This is a genomic window from Alcanivorax sp. VBW004 (assembly GCF_009718865.1).
Taxonomy (GTDB): Bacteria; Pseudomonadota; Gammaproteobacteria; order Pseudomonadales; family Alcanivoracaceae; genus Alcanivorax.
Genome location: NZ_WNHC01000001.1, coordinates 1,531,289 through 1,549,408, shown reverse-complemented (window position 1 = coordinate 1,549,408; position 18,120 = coordinate 1,531,289). Strand labels below are relative to the sequence as shown.

The following is an 18,120-nucleotide window of genomic DNA, read 5'->3' as shown; positions in this document are numbered from 1 at the left end:
TTATTCTCCCTCTACCTGCACCAGGTACGAGACCTTGTTAATCATGCCTCGTACTGACGGGGTATCTTCAACTTCAACGGTGTGGCCAATACGGCGCAGACCGAGACCACGCACGCAGGCCCTATGCTTTTCGAGCCGGCCGTTGGTGCTTTTAACCAGCTTTACCTTGATCTTTTCAGCCATCGTATCGATTCCGCTTATCTGCGCTTAGTTCAGAATCTCTTCAACAGACTTGCCACGCTTGGCAGCCACAGATTCCGGAGAAGCCATGGATTTCAGACCATTGAAAGTAGCCCGAACCACGTTTACCGGGTTAGTGGAGCCATAGCATTTGGCCAGTACGTTCTGAACGCCTGCGACTTCCAGCACGGCACGCATGGCACCGCCGGCAATCACACCGGTACCTTCATCGGCCGGCTGCATGTACACCTTGGAGGCACCGTGACGGGCCTTCATTGGGTGCTGGATGGTAGAACCGTTCAGCTCTACCTGAATCATGTTGCGGCGGGCAGCTTCCAGGGCTTTCTGGATAGCAGCAGGCACTTCACGCGCCTTGCCACGACCAAAGCCAACCTTGCCCTTGCCGTCACCCACTACAGTCAACGCGGTAAAACCAAAAATACGGCCGCCTTTTACTACTTTAGCAACCCGGTTTACCTGAACCAGTTTTTCCTGCAGACCTTCGTTGGGATCAACCTTCGCCATAACCAAGCACCCTTAGAATTCAAGCCCGTTTTCACGCGCGGCATCAGCCAGCGCCTTTACGCGACCGTGATATTTAAAACCAGAACGGTCAAAGGCTACGCGCTCAATGCCCGCTTCTTTGGCACGCTGAGCAATAATCTGACCAACTTTGGTCGCTGCATCAGCGTTGCCGGTAGCGTCAGCACGCAAATCTTTCTCCACTGTACTGGCAGAAGCCAGTACCTGGTCGCCTGCCGCAGAGATTACCTGCGCATAAATATGACGCGGGGTACGATGTACGCAAAGACGAACTTCGCCCAACTCGCGGATCTTCAGACGAGTGCGCTTGGCCCTGCGTAGACGTGCAACTTTTTTGTCTTTCATGGCATCAATCTCGACGATTATTTCTTCTTGGCTTCCTTACGGCGCACTTGCTCATCAGCATAGCGCACCCCTTTACCCTTGTAGGGCTCAGGCGGACGGAAGGCCCGAACATTGGCTGCAACCTGACCAACCAGTTGCTTATCAATGCCCTTAATGACAATTTCAGTCTGGCTCGGGGTTTCTACGGTAATCCCTTCAGGCAACTCGTAAGCCACCGGGTGGGAAAACCCGAGGGTCAGGTTCAACACCTTGCCCTGAGCCTGTGCTCGGTAACCAACACCCAGGAGCTGAAGCTTACGCTCAAACCCATCGGCTACGCCGGTTACCATGTTATTCAGCAGAGCACGGGTGGTCCCGGCCAAAGCCCAGGCCTTCTGGGAGTCGTCGTGAGGCTTAACAGACATCACGCCTTCTTCCAGGGACACGGCTACCAGCTCGTGAACTTCATGCTCCAGGCTGCCTTTGCCACCTTTTACGGCGACTTTCTGGCCATCGACTTTAACTTCGACGCCCTTCGGCAGATTTACCGGATTTTTTGCTACTCTAGACATTGTTGCACCTAACCTGTCTACGCCGCTTCTGTTAGGACACTTCGCAGATCAGCTCGCCACCAACATTGGCTTTGCGCGCTGCGCGGTCAGAAATAATGCCCTGATTAGTGGATACGATCATAACACCGAGGCCATCTTTAACCTTGGGGATCTCACCAGCGGACTTGTAAACCCGCAGACCAGGACGGCTTACCCGTGCGATCTTTTCGATCACTGGGCTGCCTTCGAAATACTTCAGCTCAACCGTCATTACCGGTTTTTTATCGCTGGTTACTTCGTAACCTGCAATATAGCCCTCGTCCTTCAGTACTTTGGCAACAGCTTCCTTTGCTTTTGACGCAGGAATCTCTACCTGTACTTTCTTGGCCATTTGGGCGTTACGGATACGAGTAAACATATCCGCCAAGGTATCTTGCATGCTCATGCCGCAATCGCTCCGCTACCTAACTCTTGGCTTACCAGCTGGCTTTTACCAGACCGGGAACATCACCGCGCATTGCTGCTTCACGCAGCTTGATCCGGCTCAGGCCGAACTTGCGGTAGTAACCGTGCGGACGACCGGTGATGCGACAGCGATTACGCTGACGAACCGGGGAAGAATCGCGCGGCATTTTTTGCAGCTGAAGCTGAGCATCCCACTTCGCTTCAGGTTCTGCATTGGGATCCTGGATGATCGCCTTAAGCGCTGCGCGCTTGGCGGCAAAACGCTGAACCAGCTTAGCGCGTTTTGCTTCCCGGTTTTTCATGGATTCTTTAGCCATGATAAATCCTCTTAGCCCTTCAGCGGGAAGTTGAAGGCGCGCAGCAGCGCCCGTGCTTCGTCATCGGTCTTGGCTGTAGTGGTAATGGTAATATCCATACCACGCAGCTTGTCGACCTTGTCGAAATCGATCTCCGGGAACACGATCTGCTCGCGCAGACCCATGGAGAAGTTGCCCCGGCCATCGAAGGATTTCGGATTCAAACCACGGAAGTCACGGATGCGCGGAATGGCAACAGAAACCAGGCGTTCCAGAAATTCATACATTCTCTGGTTGCGCATGGTCACCTTGCAGCCAATCGGCCAACCTTCACGGATCTTGAAGCCTGCAACAGACTTGCGAGCGTTGGTTACCAGCGGCTTCTGACCAGAAATGGCCGTCATGTCCGACAGTGCACCTTCCATCGCTTTACGATCCGCAGAAGCTTCACCAACACCCATATTCAGGGTGATCTTGGTGATCTTCGGCACTTCCATGATGTTACCGAGACCAAGCTCTTCTTTCAGCTTGGGCGCGATTTCGTCTAGATAAATCTTTTTCAGATCACTCATGGGTCACCTAAACCTACAGCGTTTCGCCGTTGGACTTGAAGAAGCGAACTTTTTTGCCGTCTTCAAAACGGAAGCCCACACGATCCGCTTTCTGCGTCTTGGGGTTCCAGATGGCAACGTTGGAAGCGTTAAGCGATGCTTCCTGTTCTACGATGCCGCCTTGAGTACCGCGGTTAGGGTTGGCTTTAACATGCTTCTTGACCATGTTAACGCCAGCAACGATGAGGCGACCGTTGTCCAGGACTTGCTGAACAGAGCCACGCTTACCTTTGTCCTTTCCCGCAATTACGATGATTTCGTCATCACGCTTAATCTTGAGCATTACCTTCACCCGCCTTTACAGAACTTCAGGTGCCAGGGAAATGATCTTCATAAATTGCTCAGTACGCAGCTCGCGCGTTACTGGGCCGAAGATCCGGGTACCGACCGGTGCTTTGTTGTTGTTCAACAACACCGCGGCATTTTCGTCGAAACGAATCAGTGAACCGTCGGGACGACGTACACCTTTACGGGTACGTACGACAACGGCGGTCATCACGTCGCCTTTCTTTACACGGCCGCGTGGAATCGCTTCCTTTACTGTGACCTTGATGATGTCACCAATGCCTGCATAGCGGCGGTGAGAACCACCCAGCACTTTGATGCACTGTACTCGACGGGCGCCACTGTTATCAGCTACCTCGAGCATGCTTTCGGTCTGAATCATCGCTTAATCTCTCCAACTCTGCCCTTACAGGCAGCCACAGCAACGGTCCGTTTAGGCCTTAGACTGTTCAACTACGTTAACCAGCATCCAAGCTTTACGCTTGGACAGCGGCCGGCACTCCTCGATGGTGACCAGGTCACCTTCACGACACTGATTTTCTTCATCATGCGCCATCAGTTTGGTGGAACGCTTGATGATCTTGCCGTAAATCGGGTGCTGTACCCGGCGCTCTACCAACACAGTGATAGTTTTGTCACCTTTATTAGAGATGACTTTGCCGGTAGCGGTCCGGCGCATTGTGTTCGCCTCTGCCATGACTAGTTACCCTGTTTCTCTCTCAGAATGGTCTTAACGCGCGCAATATTGCGGCGAACCTTCCCAAGCTCATGGGTTTTAGAAATCTGACCGGACGCGCTCTTCATACGCAGCTTGAATTGTTCCTCAAGCAGCTCGATTTGCGTCTGCTGCAGCTCCTCGACACTCTTATCTTTCAGCTCGCTCGCTTTCATGGCTTACATCACCGTCCGAGTCACGACACGGGTGCTTACCGGCAGCTTGGCCGCGGCCAGACGGAACGCTTCACGCGCAACGTCTTCTGACACACCTTCCATTTCGTAAAGCATCTTTCCAGGTTGAATCTGAGCAACCCAGTACTCTACAGAACCTTTACCTTTACCCATCCGCACTTCAAGAGGCTTATTGGTAATCGGCTTGTCCGGGAATACCCGGATCCAAATTTTACCGCCCCGCTTGATATGGCGGGTCATTGCACGACGGGCTGCTTCGATCTGGCGCGCAGTAATACGGCCACGACCGGTTGCTTGCAGGCCAATGGTGCCGAAAGACACCTTGCTGCCCCGCTGTGCCAGGCCACGGTTACGGCCCTTCATCACTTTCCGGAATTTGGTACGCTTCGGCTGCAACATCGTTCGTTACCCTTTAACCGCGGCCGCGCTTCTTCGCGCCCTTGGACTGCTTCTGCTCTTCCTGTACCTGCTCCATGCCACCAAGCACTTCGCCGCGGAAGATCCAGACCTTCACACCGATGGTGCCGTAAGTGGTTTCAGCACGTACGCTTGCGTAGTCGATGTCGGCACGCAAAGTATGCAGAGGCACTCGGCCTTCGCGGTACCATTCGGTACGCGCAATTTCTGCACCACCCAGACGACCGGACAGCTGAATTCGAATACCTTCAGCGCCAGACTTCATGGCGTTCTGCACCGCACGCTTCATAGCGCGACGGAACATGACTCGACGTTCCAGCTGACCGGCGACATTGTCACCTACCAGGCGGGCATCCAGGTCGGGTTTGCGCACTTCCTCGATGTTGATGTGCACAGGCACACCCATCTTGGCAGCAACATCACGACGCAGACGCTCAACGTCTTCACCTTTCTTGCCAATAACAATGCCCGGACGCGCAGTAGCAATAGTGATGCGAACGTTTTCAGAAGGACGTTCGATCTTGATACGGCTTACCGATGCACTTTTAAGGCGCTTGAAAAGATATTCACGCACTTGCAGATCGGTAACCAGGCAGTCTGAATAAGACTTCGGTCCGGCATACCAAAGCGAGTTATGCTCTTTGACAATGCCAAGGCGAATACCGACCGGATGAACTTTCTGACCCATCTGGTTACTCCTGACCTTCTGAGACTTTCACAGTAATGTGGCAAGTACGCTTGAGGATACGGTCAGCGCGGCCTTTGGCGCGCGGGCGGATCCGCTTCATCGTCATGCCTTCATCCACGAACACCGTGGACACCTTCAGCTCATCAACGTCAGCGCCGTCGTTGTTTTCCGCATTTGCAATCGCGGACTCCAGCACCTTCTTAACGATTTTTGCCGCCTTCTTCGGGCTGAATTCCAGAAGATTCAGCGCCTTCTCGACCTCCAGGCCACGGACCTGGTCGGCTACGAGGCGGGCTTTCTGAGCCGAAATTCTTGCACCGCGCAGACGGGCTGCAACTTCAGTAGCCATAACTGTCACCTTATCGCTTAGCCTTCTTGTCCACGGCATGCCCGCGGTAATTGCGGGTCAGGGCAAATTCACCCAGCTTGTGGCCAACCATGTGCTCGGAAACCATTACCGGCACATGTTGCTTGCCGTTATATACCGCAATAGTCAGGCCCACCATCTCCGGAATAATCATGGAGCGGCGAGACCAGGTTTTAATCGGCTTACGGGAGCCGGCTTCCACCGCATCTTCCACCTTGCCTAGCAGGTGGTGATCCACAAAAGGACCTTTTTTCAGTGAACGTGGCACAGCCTGAACCTCTCTCTATCCCTTACTTACGACGGTCACGCACAATCATTTTGGTCGTGCGCTTGTTTGTACGGGTCTTGTAGCCTTTGGTCGGAACACCCCAAGGTGTAACCGGATGACGGCCACCAGAGCTGCGCCCTTCACCACCACCATGCGGGTGGTCTACCGGGTTCATCGCCGCACCGCGAACGGTGGGTCGAACACCCCGCCAGCGCTTCGCGCCCGCCTTACCCAGTGAGCGCAAGCTGTGCTCACTGTTGGATACTTCACCGATTGTGGCCTTGCAGTCAGCGTGAACTTTACGCATTTCGCCGGAGCGCAAACGCAGAGTCACATACTGGCCGTCTTTTGCCAGCAGCTGCACGGAAGTCCCTGCAGAGCGAGCAATCTGACCACCTTTGCCAGGCTTCATTTCCACATTGTGGATAGTGGAACCCAGCGGAATATTACGCAGCGGAAGTGCGTTACCCAGCTTGATCGGCGCATCTTCGCCGGACTGGATACGATCTTCTGCTTTCAGGCCTTTGGGGGCCAAAATGTATCGACGCTCACCGTCCAGATACTTCACCAGCGCAATGTGCGCGGTACGGTTCGGGTCATACTCCAGGCGCTCAACAACACCAGCAATACCGTCTTTGTTACGACGGAAGTCGATCACGCGATACTTCTGCTTGTGACCACCACCTTTATGACGGGTGGTAATACGACCGTTGTTGTTGCGACCACCGTTTTTCGCCTTGGCTTCCAACAGTGGCGCGTAGGGAGCACCCTTGTGCAGATCTTCGTTGACCACCTTGACTACAAAGCGGCGGCCCGGAGAAGTCGGCTTGCACTTTACAATCGCCATTATTCCTTACTCCCTTCCTTACTCTGCGCCCAGGAAGTCAATGTCCTGGCCTTCCGCGAGGGAAACATAGGCCTTCTTCCAGTCAACGCGCTTACCCGCAACGCGACCAAAGAATTTGGACTTGCCTTTCATGTTGGCGGTACGAACAGCTTCAACCTTCACTTCAAAAAGCGCTTCTACCGCTTTTTTGATTTCCAGCTTGCTCGCATCTTTAGCAACCTTGAATACGAAGGTGTTGTTCTGATCGGCTACAATCGTGGCCTTTTCAGAAACGTGCGGCGCACGCAGCACCTGCAAAATACGCTCTTGATTCATGCCAGGGCCTCCTCAAGCTTCTTCAGAGCCGGCACAGTGATCAGCACCTTCTCAAAAGCAATCAGACTTACCGGATCAACGCCCTGAGAATCGCGCACATCAACCTTCGGCAAATTACGTGAAGCCAGGAACAGGTTTTCGTCAACGTCATCAGTGACGATCAACACGCTGCTCAGCTCCATGTCTTTCAACTTGGCTGCAACCGTTTTGGTCTTGGGAGAGTCAACAGTAAACTCATCCACAACAACCAGACGCTCTTGACGCACCAGCTCAGACATAATGCACTGCAGCGCACCGCGGTACATTTTGCGGTTCACCTTCTGAGAGTGGTCACGTGGCACCGCAGCAAAAGTCTTGCCGCCGCCACGCCAGATCGGGCTACGAATCGTACCCGCACGGGCACGACCAGTACCCTTTTGACGCCACGGCTTACGACCACCACCACTCACATCGGAACGGTTTTTCTGAGCTTTGGAACCCTGACGGGCACCTGCCAGAAACGCAGTCACAACCTGATGAACCAGAGGCTCGTTAAAGTCCTTGCCGAAGGCGACTTCGGAAACGGTAACGGTACCTCCAGAGGCAGTATTGAGATTCATCCTCTATTCCTCTTTCAGGCCTTCGCCTTCACTGCCAGACGCACGATCACATCACCACCGGTAGCACCGGGGACCGCACCTTTAACCAGCAACAGATTCTTGTCAGCATCGACACGTACCACTTCCAGGTTCTGGACAGTGACACGCTCAGCACCCAGATGACCGGCCATCTTCTTGCCTTTAAACACGCGGCCCGGGGTTTGGTTCTGACCAATAGAACCCGGAGCACGATGGGACAAGGAGTTACCGTGAGTGGCGTCCTGGGTGCTGAAGTTCCAGCGCTTAACGCCGCCTGCGAACCCTTTACCCTTGGAGGAGCCAGTGACATCGATCATCTGACCGGCCTCAAACCCCTCTACAGTCACCGCGGAACCCGCCTCAAACTCACCAGCTTCAGCACGGAATTCCCAGACACCACGACCCGCCTCAACACCAGCTTTCGCGAAATGACCGGCTTGCGCCTTGGTCACGCGGCTGGCACGGCGCTCACCTACAGTTACCTGTACGGCCTGATAGCCATCTGATTCTTCGGTCTTGACCTGGGAAACCCGATTAGGGCTAACCTCAATCACAGTCACCGGAACACTGACACCTTCTTCAGTGAACACCCGGGTCATGCCGCATTTTCGACCGATCACACCAATCGCCATTGTTTACCTCTTCACAACCTGTCGGGATAAACCCGCCCGTTGTTAACCCAGGCTGATCTGCACGTCCACACCAGCAGCCAGATCCAGCTTCATCAGCGCGTCTACGGTTTTATCCGTAGGCTCGACAATATCCACCAGCCGCTTGTGGGTGCGGATCTCATACTGATCTCGCGCATCTTTGTTTACGTGCGGAGAGACCAGCACTGTAAAGCGTTCTTTACGCGTCGGCAGCGGGATTGGACCCGTTACTTGCGCGCCTGTCCGTTTGGCCGTATCCACGATCTCCTGGGCGGACTGATCAATCAGACGATGATCAAAGGCCTTGAGACGAATACGGATTCTTTGGTTAGCCATAGCTAACAAACTCCAGACCGTTTCGAGCCATAGTTTATATGGCAAAAAGCCCACTTACCTCATCGCTACAGGATAGGTGAGTGGTATCAAAACAAGCCCGGGAACAATGCCCCGGTTGGTACTGCCCGAAGGCAGGGCGCGAATATTAGCCATACCCCGGGGGTATTGCAAGGGGTATTTCGCCAAAAACCCCAAATTAACTGTAAAAGCAGTTATCGCAAAGCGACATCCGCCGCCACAGGGCCCATCAAAGCCACAACCGCGGCGCCAGCCAAGAAACAAGCCAATACTGAACCCCTTCCTGGTGGCATCCTACCGGGCTGTGACGGTACTCCTGTTTTTCCGCCCCGCCAAGCCCTGTCTTGAAAATCCGACAATTCATTGCCGAACAGGCAGCTCACTACCTTCGACTGCAACCACCACAAGCGCGAACAGCACCAGGCCGCATCACACTGCAGAAACCGCCTCACACACCGTTCAGCACGCACAGTGAAGCCGTCAGACCACTCACAGCCCCAACCTTCAGCAGCCCGAAAGACACCTTTGACAACAGCATAAAATCGCAGGCAAAAAAAAGGGCCGCCGAAGCAACCCTTTTTCATCACCGTAAAACTTACTCGGTGATTTTAGCTACCACGCCGGCGCCAACGGTACGGCCACCTTCGCGAATCGCGAAGCGCAGGCCGTCTTCCATGGCGATCGGAGCGATCAGCTCAACGTCCATCTGCACGTTATCGCCCGGCATTACCATTTCGGTACCTTCCGGCAGAGTACATGCACCTGTCACGTCAGTCGTACGGAAGTAGAACTGCGGACGGTAGCCGTTGAAGAACGGAGTGTGACGACCACCTTCGTCTTTGCTCAGGACATACACCTCAGCAACGAACTTGGTGTGCGGCTTGATGGAGCCCGGCTTGGCCAGTACCTGACCACGCTCAACTTCATCACGCTTGGTACCACGCAGCAGAACGCCAACGTTCTCACCAGCGCGACCTTCGTCCAGCAGCTTGCGGAACATCTCAACACCGGTACAGGTGGTCTTGGTGGTGTCGTGGATACCCACGATTTCCAGCTCTTCACCCACCTTGATGATGCCACGCTCTACACGGCCGGTTACTACGGTACCGCGACCAGAGATGGAGAATACGTCTTCGATCGGCATCAGGAACGGCTGATCAACGGCACGCTCCGGCTCCGGGATGTACTCGTCCAGGCACTCAACCAGCTTCTGCACGGCAGGCATACCGATTTCGCTGGTATCGCCTTCCAGTGCTTTCAGGGCAGAACCCTTGATGATCGGCGTATCGTCACCCGGGAAGTCGTAGTCGCTCAGCAGCTCACGCACTTCCATTTCTACCAGCTCGAGCAGCTCTTCATCGTCAACCATGTCCGCTTTGTTCAGGAACACAACGATGAAAGGCACGCCAACCTGACGGGACAGCAGGATGTGCTCACGCGTCTGCGGCATGGGGCCGTCAGCTGCGGAACAAACCAGGATTGCGCCGTCCATCTGCGCGGCACCGGTGATCATGTTTTTCACATAATCAGCGTGACCGGGGCAGTCTACGTGGGCGTAGTGACGAGTCGGAGAATCGTACTCTACGTGTGAGGTCGCGATGGTAATACCACGCTCACGCTCTTCCGGGGCATTATCAATACCATCGAAAGCAATGGCGCTACCGCCCCAGACTTCTGCACACACGCGTGTCAGCGCGGCGGTCAGGGTGGTTTTACCATGGTCAACGTGACCGATGGTGCCTACGTTTACGTGCGGTTTATTACGTTCAAACTTTTCCTTTGCCACGGCTCTATACCCTTAACAAATTAACCGTAAATTTAAGATTTCTTGCCGCTGATGACTTCATCAGCGATATTCTTCGGCGCCTCAGCGTACTTCAGGAACTCCATGGAGTAACTGGCACGGCCCTGAGACATGGAACGCAGATCAGTAGCGTAACCGAACATTTCAGACAAAGGCACCTCGGCACGAATAATCTTACCGGCCATGGTGTCTTCCATGCCCTGAACGATACCACGGCGACGGTTCAAGTCACCCATCACGTCACCCATGTAGTCTTCCGGGGTTACCGCTTCCACCTTCATCATCGGCTCAAGCAGTACCGCACCGGCTTCCTTCGCTGCGTTCTTCACCGCCAGGGCACCCGCCATACGGAAAGCGTTTTCGTTGGAATCCACCTCATGGTAGGAACCATCGTACAGAGTCGCTTTCACGCCCAGAATCGGGTAACCCGCCAGCACACCGGATTGCAGCTGCTCGTCGATACCCTTCTGCACCGCGCCAAAGTATTCCTTCGGTACGGAACCACCGTGAATCTGCTCCTCGAACTGGAACTCTTCATCACGATCGATAGGCTCAAACTTGACCTTAACGTGACCGTATTGACCACGACCACCGGACTGCTTCACGAACTTGCCATCCACGTCCGCAGCGCGGGTGAAGGTTTCGCGGTATGCCACCTGCGGCGCACCGATGTTCGCTTCCACCTTGAATTCACGCTTCATACGATCCACGAGAATATCCAGGTGCAGCTCACCCATACCAGAGATAATGGTCTGGCCGGTTTCTTCGTCGGTCTTCACACGGAAAGACGGATCTTCCTGCGCCAGACGACCCAGCGCCAGGCCCATTTTTTCCTGGTCCGCTTTCGACTTCGGCTCCACAGCAACGGAGATTACCGGATCCGGGAATTCCATACGCTCAAGAACGATCGGGTGCTTCATGTCGCACAGGGTGTCACCGGTGGTGACGTCTTTCATGCCAACACAGGCCGCGATATCACCCGCGAGAACCTCTTTGATCTCTTCACGGCTGTTCGCGTGCATTTGCAGCAGACGCCCCACACGCTCTTTCTTTTCGCGCACGGAGTTGATCACGCTATCACCGGAGTTCAGCACACCGGAGTAGACACGAATAAAGGTCAGAGAGCCGACAAACGGGTCAGTAGCGATCTTGAATGCCAGCGCAGAGAACGGCTCATCGTCTGAAGACTTACGCGCTTCAACGGTTTCGCCATCCGGCAGCACACCCTGGATGGCTTTTACTTCATCCGGGGCCGGCAGGAATTCGATCACTGCGTCGAGCAGCGCCTGAACGCCCTTGTTTTTAAACGCGGAACCACACAGGCCGAGAACGATTTCGTTGGCCAGAACCTGCTGACGCAGACCCGCCTTGATATCGTCATTGGAAAGGTCACCTTCTTCCAGGTACTTTTCCATCAGCTCTTCAGAGCCCTCTGCTGCCGCTTCCGTCATTTGTTCACGGAGCTCGTCACAACGCGCCTTGATGTCGTCCGGGATGTCCTTCTCTTCGTAGGTCATCCCCATGTCGTCTTCGCTCCAGTAGATAGCCTTCATCCGGATCAAATCGACGACACCCTTGAAGTTGTCTTCCGCACCGATGTTGTACTGAATCGGCACAACGGAAGCACCCAGACGCTTGCGAATCTGGTTACAAACGGAGTCAAAATCTGCGCCAGCGCGGTCCATCTTGTTGACGAACACGATACGCGGGACTTCATATTTGTTGGCCTGGCGCCATACAGTCTCGGACTGCGGCTCAACGCCGGAAGAACCACAGAACACCACCACGGCACCATCGAGTACACGCAAGGAACGCTCTACTTCAATAGTGAAGTCAACGTGCCCAGGGGTATCAATGATGTTGATACGGTGCTGATCGTACTGCTGGTCCATACCCTGCCAGAAAGTGGTGGTCGCAGCGGAGGTAATGGTAATACCACGCTCCTGTTCCTGCTCCATCCAGTCCATGGTGGCAGCACCGTCGTGCACCTCACCAATTTTGTGAGACACACCGGTGTAGAAAAGAATACGCTCGGTAGTAGTGGTCTTGCCCGCATCTACGTGCGCACAGATACCGATGTTGCGATAGCGATTAAGAGGAGTCTTACGAGCCACGGTGCTAACCTCGATTCACTGGTTCAAATACAAAAACCGGCCTGTACACAGGCCGGTTTCACTCGCTTGCCTTCTGCCTTAGAAGCGGAAGTGGGAGAAGGCCTTGTTGGCCTCGGCCATACGATGCACGTCTTCACGTTTCTTCATCGCAGCGCCTTTGCCTTCAGCGGCATCCATCACTTCGCCGGCCAGACGAGCAGGCATGCTCTTCTCACCACGCTTACGGGCAGCATCTACCAGCCAGCGCATTGCCAAAGCAGTACGGCGGCTGGGACGAACCTCAACAGGAACCTGGTAAGTCGCACCACCAACACGGCGGCTCTTTACCTCGACGGCAGGACGGATATTGTCCAGCGCCTTTTCGAACGTCTCCAGGGAATCAAGCCCTTTACGCTCGGTGATAATATCCAGCGCACCGTAAACAATACGCTCGGATACAGATTTCTTACCACTAACCATTACATGGTTCATGAACTTGGCCAGAATCTGGCTTCCAAACTTCGGATCCGGCAGGATCTCCCGTTTGGCGACAACGCGACGTCTTGGCATCGGATGTGTTCCTCTAACATTCCCGCTTTGGGCGGGGAAAGCTTCAGGTGACTCCGGAACGGCCATGCCGTCCGGACCTTACTCATCCCTCCGCAGCCACACGGGCTACGGCATTCAGAAAAGGTAGCTAGGTATTACTTCGGACGCTTGGCGCCATACTTGGAGCGACGCTGCTTGCGGTCCTGCACGCCTGCCGTATCCAGGGTGCCACGTACGGTGTGGTAGCGAACACCGGGAAGGTCTTTTACACGACCGCCACGGATCAACACTACGGAGTGCTCCTGCAGGTTATGCCCTTCACCACCAATGTAGGAAGAGACTTCATAACCGTTGGTCAGACGCACACGACACACTTTACGCAGCGCGGAGTTCGGCTTCTTCGGAGTAGTGGTATACACCCGAGTGCAAACGCCGCGACGCTGGGGGCAGCCCTGCAGGGCTACGGAGTCGCTCTTTTCTACCTTGCTTTTGCGCGGCTTGCGCACCAGCTGGTTTACAGTTGCCATGAAACTACTGCCTCACGCTTACAGTTCTGTGACAAAAACCGTCAGTTTACGGCCCATGCCACCCAATTACCGCCCATGAAACCATGGGGGGCAGCGATTGTAGGGAGCCCCCGGCATCCCGTCAAGGCGCCGGAGAATCTCTACTGTTGCCCCCGAAGGGGCGAAATGGCACCAGCCACTTGTGCGGGTGCCATTATCGGGTCAAGAAAACGCCCGCACTACTCGTCGGAGGAGCTAAGCGCCTCGGACAGAGCCGCTTCCACCTCGTCCATGGTCGGCGCTTCCGGCCCGCGTGCGTCAGCACGCTGGCGGCGGCGATCCATGTGGTAGGCATAGCCGGTACCGGCCGGGATCAGACGACCCACAACCACGTTTTCTTTCAGGCCACGCAGATCGTCTTCCTTGCCGGTTACCGCCGCTTCGGTGAGAACGCGGGTGGTTTCCTGGAAAGACGCCGCAGAGATGAAGGACTCGGTTGCCAGGGAAGCCTTGGTGATACCCAACAACAGACGCTGGTATTGCGGCAGCATCTTGTCTTCGGCTTTCAGACGGTCGATCTCTTCCATAACGCGGGCATATTCTGCCTGCTCACCCTTGATGAAGTGAGACTCGCCCACTTCCAGGATCTCTACTTTGCGCAGCATCTGGCGGATGATCGTTTCAATGTGCTTGTCATTGATCTTCACACCCTGCAGGCGGTAAACCTCCTGCACTTCGTTAACGATGTAACGGGCCAGCTCGGACTCACCTTTCAGGCGCAGGATATCGTGGGGGTTCAGCGGCCCATCGGAAACCACCTCGCCCTTCTCAACCCGCTCACCTTCAAACACGTTGAGCTGACGCCACTTGGGAATCAGTTCTTCGTAGTTGTCATCACTGTTATCCGGAGTGATCACCAGGCGAACCTTGCCTTTGGTTTCTTTACCGAAGGACACGGTACCGGTTTTTTCAGCCAGGATTGCCGCTTCTTTCGGGTTCCGTGCTTCGAACAAGTCAGCAACACGGGGCAGACCACCGGTGATGTCACGGGTCTTGGAGGATTCCTGCGGAATCCGCGCAATCACGTCACCCACACCGATGTTGGCGCCATCCTTCAGGCCACACAGCGCGCCGCCCGGCAGGAAGTACTGAGCCGGCATGTCTGTGTTAGGCATGACAATAGGCTTGCCCTTGCCATCCAGCACCCGGATAACCGGACGCATATCCTTACCCGCAGAAGGACGGTTCTGGGAACCGAGCACTTCGATATTGGTCAGGCCGGTCAGCTCGTCGGTCTGGTGGTTTACGGTGATACCTTCTTCCATATCACCGAACTGCACCTTACCTTCCACTTCCGCGATGATCGGGTGTGTGTGCGGGTCCCAGGTTGCAACAACCTGACCACCGCCAACTTCGTCACCTTCGTTCACGGTCACAGTGGCACCGTAGGGCAGCTTGTAACGCTCACGCTCACGGCCGATCTCATCAGCCACCGCCAGATCCGCAGAACGGGAAACGATGACCAGACCGTCCTTGTGCTGCACGTGCTTGGCATTGTGGAAACGCACCTTGCCGCCGTGCTTGATCTGAATGCTGGACACCGCAGATGCCCGGCTAGCCGCACCACCAATGTGGAAGGTACGCATGGTCAGCTGGGTACCCGGCTCACCAATGGACTGTGCCGCGATAACACCGACAGCCTCGCCCACGTTGACCTGATGGCCACGGGCCAGATCACGACCGTAACAGGTGGCACACACGCCCCAGCGAGTCGCACAGGTAATCGGCGAGCGCACCAGCACTTCGTCCACACCCATGGTTTCCAGCTGCTCAACCCAGACCTCATCCAGCAGGGTGCCGGCTTCCACCGCCACTTCGTCCTGTTTCAGCGGGTTCATCACATCACGGGCAACCACACGACCGAGAACACGTTCGCGCAGCGGCTCTACCACGTCACCACCTTCGATCAGCGGCGTCATCAGCAGGCCTTCCTCGGTGCCACAATCGATATGATTGATCACCAGATCCTGCGCCACATCCACCAGACGACGTGTCAGGTAACCGGAGTTCGCCGTTTTCAGTGCGGTATCCGCCAGACCTTTACGTGCACCGTGAGTAGAGATGAAGTACTGGAGTACGTTCAGACCTTCACGGAAGTTACTGGTAATCGGCGTTTCGATAATGGAGCCATCCGGCTTCGCCATCAGACCACGCATACCGGCCAGCTGACGAATCTGGGCGGCGGAACCCCGCGCCCCGGAATCGGCCATCATGAAGATGGAGTTGAAAGAGCCCTGCTCTTCGTCCTTGCCGTCGCGGTTCTTGACCACTTCAACACGGAGGTTTTCCATCATCGCCTTGGCGATCTGGTCATTGGTCCGCGCCCAGATATCCACGACCTTGTTGTAACGCTCGCCGCGGGTTACCAGACCGGAAGCAAACTGCTCCTCGATCTCGCGCACTTCCTCTTCGGCAGCATCGATCATGGTGTACTTGGCATCCGGAATCACCATGTCTTCCACACCAATGGAAGAACCGGACAGCGTCGCTTCGCGGAAGCCCAGGTACATCAGCTGGTCAGCGAAGATACAGGTCTCTTTGGTGCCCAGAATCCGGTAGCAGGTATTCAGCAGCTTGGAGATGGCCTTCTTGGTCATGTTCTGGTTGACCATGTCGAAGCCCAGACCCGCCGGCACGATATCCCACAGCTTACAACGGCCGGGGGTGGTGTCGGCGATGAAGGTACGCTCTTCCACGTTACCTTCCAGGTCTTTCACCACTTCATGCACTCGCACTTTAACGCGGGCATGAATGTGCACCTGCTTGTTACCCAGCGCACGCATCACTTCCTTGGTGTCGGCAAACACCTGGCCTTCACCCTGTGCATTCACACGGTCACGGCTGATGTAGTACAGACCCAATACCACGTCCTGGGTAGGACCGATAATCGGTTCACCGTTGGCCGGGGACAGGATGTTGTTGGTGGACATCATCAGCGCACGGGCTTCGAGCTGGGCTTCCAGGGTCAGCGGTACGTGTACCGCCATCTGGTCACCATCGAAGTCGGCGTTGAATGCCGCACACACCAGCGGGTGCAGCTGGATGGCTTTACCTTCAATCAGTACCGGCTCGAACGCCTGGATACCCAGACGGTGAAGGGTCGGCGCCCGGTTCAACATCACCGGGTGTTCGCGAATCACTTCGGCGAGGATATCCCACACCTCGGCAGTTTCGCGCTCGACCATCTTCTTGGCCGCCTTGATGGTGGTCGCCAGACCACGCCCTTCCAGCTTGGCAAAGATAAACGGCTTGAACAGTTCCAGCGCCATCTTCTTGGGCAGACCACACTCGTGCAGCTTGAGAGTCGGGCCTACCACGATCACGGAACGACCGGAGTAATCGACTCGCTTGCCCAACAGATTCTGACGGAAACGACCCTGTTTACCCTTGATCATGTCGGCCAGGGATTTCAGGGGACGCTTGTTGGAACCGGTAATGGCGCGGCCACGACGGCCGTTATCGAGCAGCGCATCCACAGATTCCTGCAGCATACGCTTTTCGTTACGCACGATGATGTCCGGCGCACTCAGGTCCAGCAGACGCTTGAGGCGGTTGTTCCGGTTGATCACCCGGCGATACAGATCGTTCAGGTCGGAGGTCGCAAAACGGCCACCGTCCAGTGGTACCAGCGGACGCAGATCCGGCGGCAGAACCGGCAGAACGGTGAGAATCATCCACTCAGGCGCGTTACCGGAATCCTTGAAGGCTTCCATCAGCTTGAGACGCTTGGACAACTTCTTCAGCTTGGTGTCGGAGTTAGTGGATTCCACTTCCTCACGCAGGATCTTGATCTCTTCAACCAGATCCAGCTCCATCAGCAGCTGCTGTACGGCTTCGGCACCCATCTTGGCTTCGAATTCGTCACCGAACTCTTCCAGGGAATCGAAATACTCTTCGTCGGTAAGCAGCTGTCCACGCTCCAGCGTGGTCATGCCCGGCTCGGTCACGACAAAAGATTCGAAGTACAAAACCCGCTCGATATCACGCAGGGTCATGTCCAGCATCAGACCGATACGTGACGGCAGTGACTTCAGGAACCAGATGTGAGCAGTGGGGCTGGCCAGCTCGATATGGCCCATGCGCTCACGACGCACCTTGGACAGGGTGACTTCAACGCCACACTTTTCACAGATTACGCCACGATGCTTCAAACGCTTGTACTTACCGCACAGGCATTCGTAGTCCTTGATCGGACCAAAGATTCGCGCACAAAACAGACCATCACGCTCAGGCTTGAACGTGCGGTAGTTAATGGTCTCAGGCTTTTTCACTTCGCCAAAAGACCAGGAGCGGATCAGATCCGGCGGCGCAAGCGCGATGCGGATCTTGTCGAACTCCGTGACTTGTCCCTGACTTTTGAGCAAATTCAGCAAGTCTTTCAAGGCCAGTCCTCCGTAGTGAGCTTTCGCTCTAGATTCTTT

The 18,120-nt window shown here is 55.3% G+C and carries 25 protein-coding genes; all 25 read right to left on the bottom strand.

Translation table 11 applies throughout. The features are described 5' to 3' along the window. Positions 1-183, bottom strand: coding sequence for a 50S ribosomal protein L30 (gene rpmD / locus F1529_RS07110; protein WP_007149547.1), 183 nt, complete (start codon positions 181-183; stop codon positions 1-3). A gap of 24 nt (positions 184-207) precedes the next feature. Continuing rightward, a complete protein-coding gene (gene rpsE, locus F1529_RS07105; protein WP_007149291.1) occupies positions 208-705 on the bottom strand; it encodes a 30S ribosomal protein S5 in 498 nt (165 codons plus the stop codon). Between the two features lie 12 nt (positions 706-717). After that, complete coding sequence (gene rplR, locus F1529_RS07100; RefSeq protein ID WP_011587701.1) at positions 718-1,068, bottom strand: 50S ribosomal protein L18; 351 nt, start codon at positions 1,066-1,068, stop codon at positions 718-720. A 17-nt stretch (positions 1,069-1,085) separates the two neighbouring features. After that, entirely contained in the window at positions 1,086-1,619 is a 534-nt protein-coding gene (gene rplF, locus F1529_RS07095) for a 50S ribosomal protein L6 (RefSeq protein ID WP_007150172.1), read from the bottom strand. A 31-nt stretch (positions 1,620-1,650) separates the two neighbouring features. Further along, positions 1,651-2,043: a 30S ribosomal protein S8 gene (rpsH, locus tag F1529_RS07090; RefSeq protein ID WP_007150648.1), complete on the bottom strand. Its 393-nt coding sequence runs from the start codon at positions 2,041-2,043 to the stop codon at positions 1,651-1,653. Positions 2,044-2,074: 31 nt separating this feature from the next. Then, complete coding sequence (gene rpsN, locus F1529_RS07085; protein ID WP_007148355.1) at positions 2,075-2,380, bottom strand: 30S ribosomal protein S14; 306 nt, start codon at positions 2,378-2,380, stop codon at positions 2,075-2,077. Positions 2,381-2,391: 11 nt separating this feature from the next. After that, positions 2,392-2,931, bottom strand: a complete 540-nt coding sequence (gene rplE, locus F1529_RS07080) for a 50S ribosomal protein L5 (RefSeq protein ID WP_007151080.1) — start codon at positions 2,929-2,931, stop codon at positions 2,392-2,394. Positions 2,932-2,944: 13 nt separating this feature from the next. After that, entirely contained in the window at positions 2,945-3,253 is a 309-nt protein-coding gene (gene rplX / locus F1529_RS07075; RefSeq protein WP_039926805.1) for a 50S ribosomal protein L24, read from the bottom strand. A 15-nt stretch (positions 3,254-3,268) separates the two neighbouring features. Beyond that, the gene (gene rplN / locus F1529_RS07070) at positions 3,269-3,637 is read right to left on the bottom strand and encodes a 50S ribosomal protein L14 (RefSeq protein WP_007151625.1); all 369 of its coding nucleotides are present in this window, start codon (positions 3,635-3,637) and stop codon (positions 3,269-3,271) included. 51 nt (positions 3,638-3,688) lie between these two features. Further along, positions 3,689-3,952, bottom strand: coding sequence for a 30S ribosomal protein S17 (gene rpsQ, locus F1529_RS07065; protein ID WP_011587695.1), 264 nt, complete (start codon positions 3,950-3,952; stop codon positions 3,689-3,691). A 2-nt stretch (positions 3,953-3,954) separates the two neighbouring features. Then, a complete protein-coding gene (gene rpmC, locus F1529_RS07060) occupies positions 3,955-4,146 on the bottom strand; it encodes a 50S ribosomal protein L29 (RefSeq protein ID WP_007150643.1) in 192 nt (63 codons plus the stop codon). A 3-nt stretch (positions 4,147-4,149) separates the two neighbouring features. Beyond that, complete coding sequence (rplP, locus tag F1529_RS07055) at positions 4,150-4,563, bottom strand: 50S ribosomal protein L16 (protein ID WP_007150407.1); 414 nt, start codon at positions 4,561-4,563, stop codon at positions 4,150-4,152. A 13-nt stretch (positions 4,564-4,576) separates the two neighbouring features. Further along, a complete protein-coding gene (gene rpsC, locus F1529_RS07050; protein ID WP_007149325.1) occupies positions 4,577-5,269 on the bottom strand; it encodes a 30S ribosomal protein S3 in 693 nt (230 codons plus the stop codon). Positions 5,270-5,273: 4 nt separating this feature from the next. Continuing rightward, complete coding sequence (gene rplV, locus F1529_RS07045; protein ID WP_007149326.1) at positions 5,274-5,618, bottom strand: 50S ribosomal protein L22; 345 nt, start codon at positions 5,616-5,618, stop codon at positions 5,274-5,276. Positions 5,619-5,628: 10 nt separating this feature from the next. Further along, the gene (gene rpsS / locus F1529_RS07040; RefSeq protein ID WP_007151633.1) at positions 5,629-5,904 is read right to left on the bottom strand and encodes a 30S ribosomal protein S19; all 276 of its coding nucleotides are present in this window, start codon (positions 5,902-5,904) and stop codon (positions 5,629-5,631) included. A gap of 22 nt (positions 5,905-5,926) precedes the next feature. Continuing rightward, entirely contained in the window at positions 5,927-6,751 is an 825-nt protein-coding gene (gene rplB / locus F1529_RS07035) for a 50S ribosomal protein L2 (protein ID WP_011587693.1), read from the bottom strand. Positions 6,752-6,769: 18 nt separating this feature from the next. After that, positions 6,770-7,066 carry a 50S ribosomal protein L23 gene (gene rplW / locus F1529_RS07030; protein ID WP_007150124.1) on the bottom strand — a complete coding sequence of 99 codons (297 nt, stop codon included), beginning with the start codon at positions 7,064-7,066 and terminating at the stop codon, positions 6,770-6,772. After that, positions 7,063-7,665 (bottom strand): 50S ribosomal protein L4, encoded by a 603-nt coding sequence (gene rplD / locus F1529_RS07025; RefSeq protein WP_007150728.1) that lies wholly within the window; start codon positions 7,663-7,665, stop codon positions 7,063-7,065. Before rplD ends, rplW begins: the two co-directional genes overlap by 4 nt. A 14-nt stretch (positions 7,666-7,679) precedes the next feature. Beyond that, complete coding sequence (gene rplC, locus F1529_RS07020) at positions 7,680-8,315, bottom strand: 50S ribosomal protein L3 (RefSeq protein ID WP_007149479.1); 636 nt, start codon at positions 8,313-8,315, stop codon at positions 7,680-7,682. Between the two features lie 42 nt (positions 8,316-8,357). After that, positions 8,358-8,669 carry a 30S ribosomal protein S10 gene (gene rpsJ / locus F1529_RS07015; protein ID WP_007148458.1) on the bottom strand — a complete coding sequence of 104 codons (312 nt, stop codon included), beginning with the start codon at positions 8,667-8,669 and terminating at the stop codon, positions 8,358-8,360. 613 nt (positions 8,670-9,282) lie between these two features. After that, positions 9,283-10,473 (bottom strand): elongation factor Tu, encoded by a 1,191-nt coding sequence (gene tuf, locus F1529_RS07010; protein WP_007151164.1) that lies wholly within the window; start codon positions 10,471-10,473, stop codon positions 9,283-9,285. 32 nt (positions 10,474-10,505) lie between these two features. After that, a complete protein-coding gene (fusA, locus tag F1529_RS07005; protein ID WP_290517656.1) occupies positions 10,506-12,605 on the bottom strand; it encodes an elongation factor G in 2,100 nt (699 codons plus the stop codon). 78 nt (positions 12,606-12,683) lie between these two features. Next, positions 12,684-13,154, bottom strand: coding sequence for a 30S ribosomal protein S7 (rpsG, locus tag F1529_RS07000; protein WP_011587676.1), 471 nt, complete (start codon positions 13,152-13,154; stop codon positions 12,684-12,686). A gap of 134 nt (positions 13,155-13,288) precedes the next feature. Next, the gene (gene rpsL, locus F1529_RS06995; RefSeq protein ID WP_011587675.1) at positions 13,289-13,660 is read right to left on the bottom strand and encodes a 30S ribosomal protein S12; all 372 of its coding nucleotides are present in this window, start codon (positions 13,658-13,660) and stop codon (positions 13,289-13,291) included. 218 nt (positions 13,661-13,878) lie between these two features. Further along, complete coding sequence (gene rpoC, locus F1529_RS06990) at positions 13,879-18,081, bottom strand: DNA-directed RNA polymerase subunit beta' (RefSeq protein WP_007150244.1); 4,203 nt, start codon at positions 18,079-18,081, stop codon at positions 13,879-13,881. Positions 18,082-18,120 lie beyond the last annotated feature (39 nt).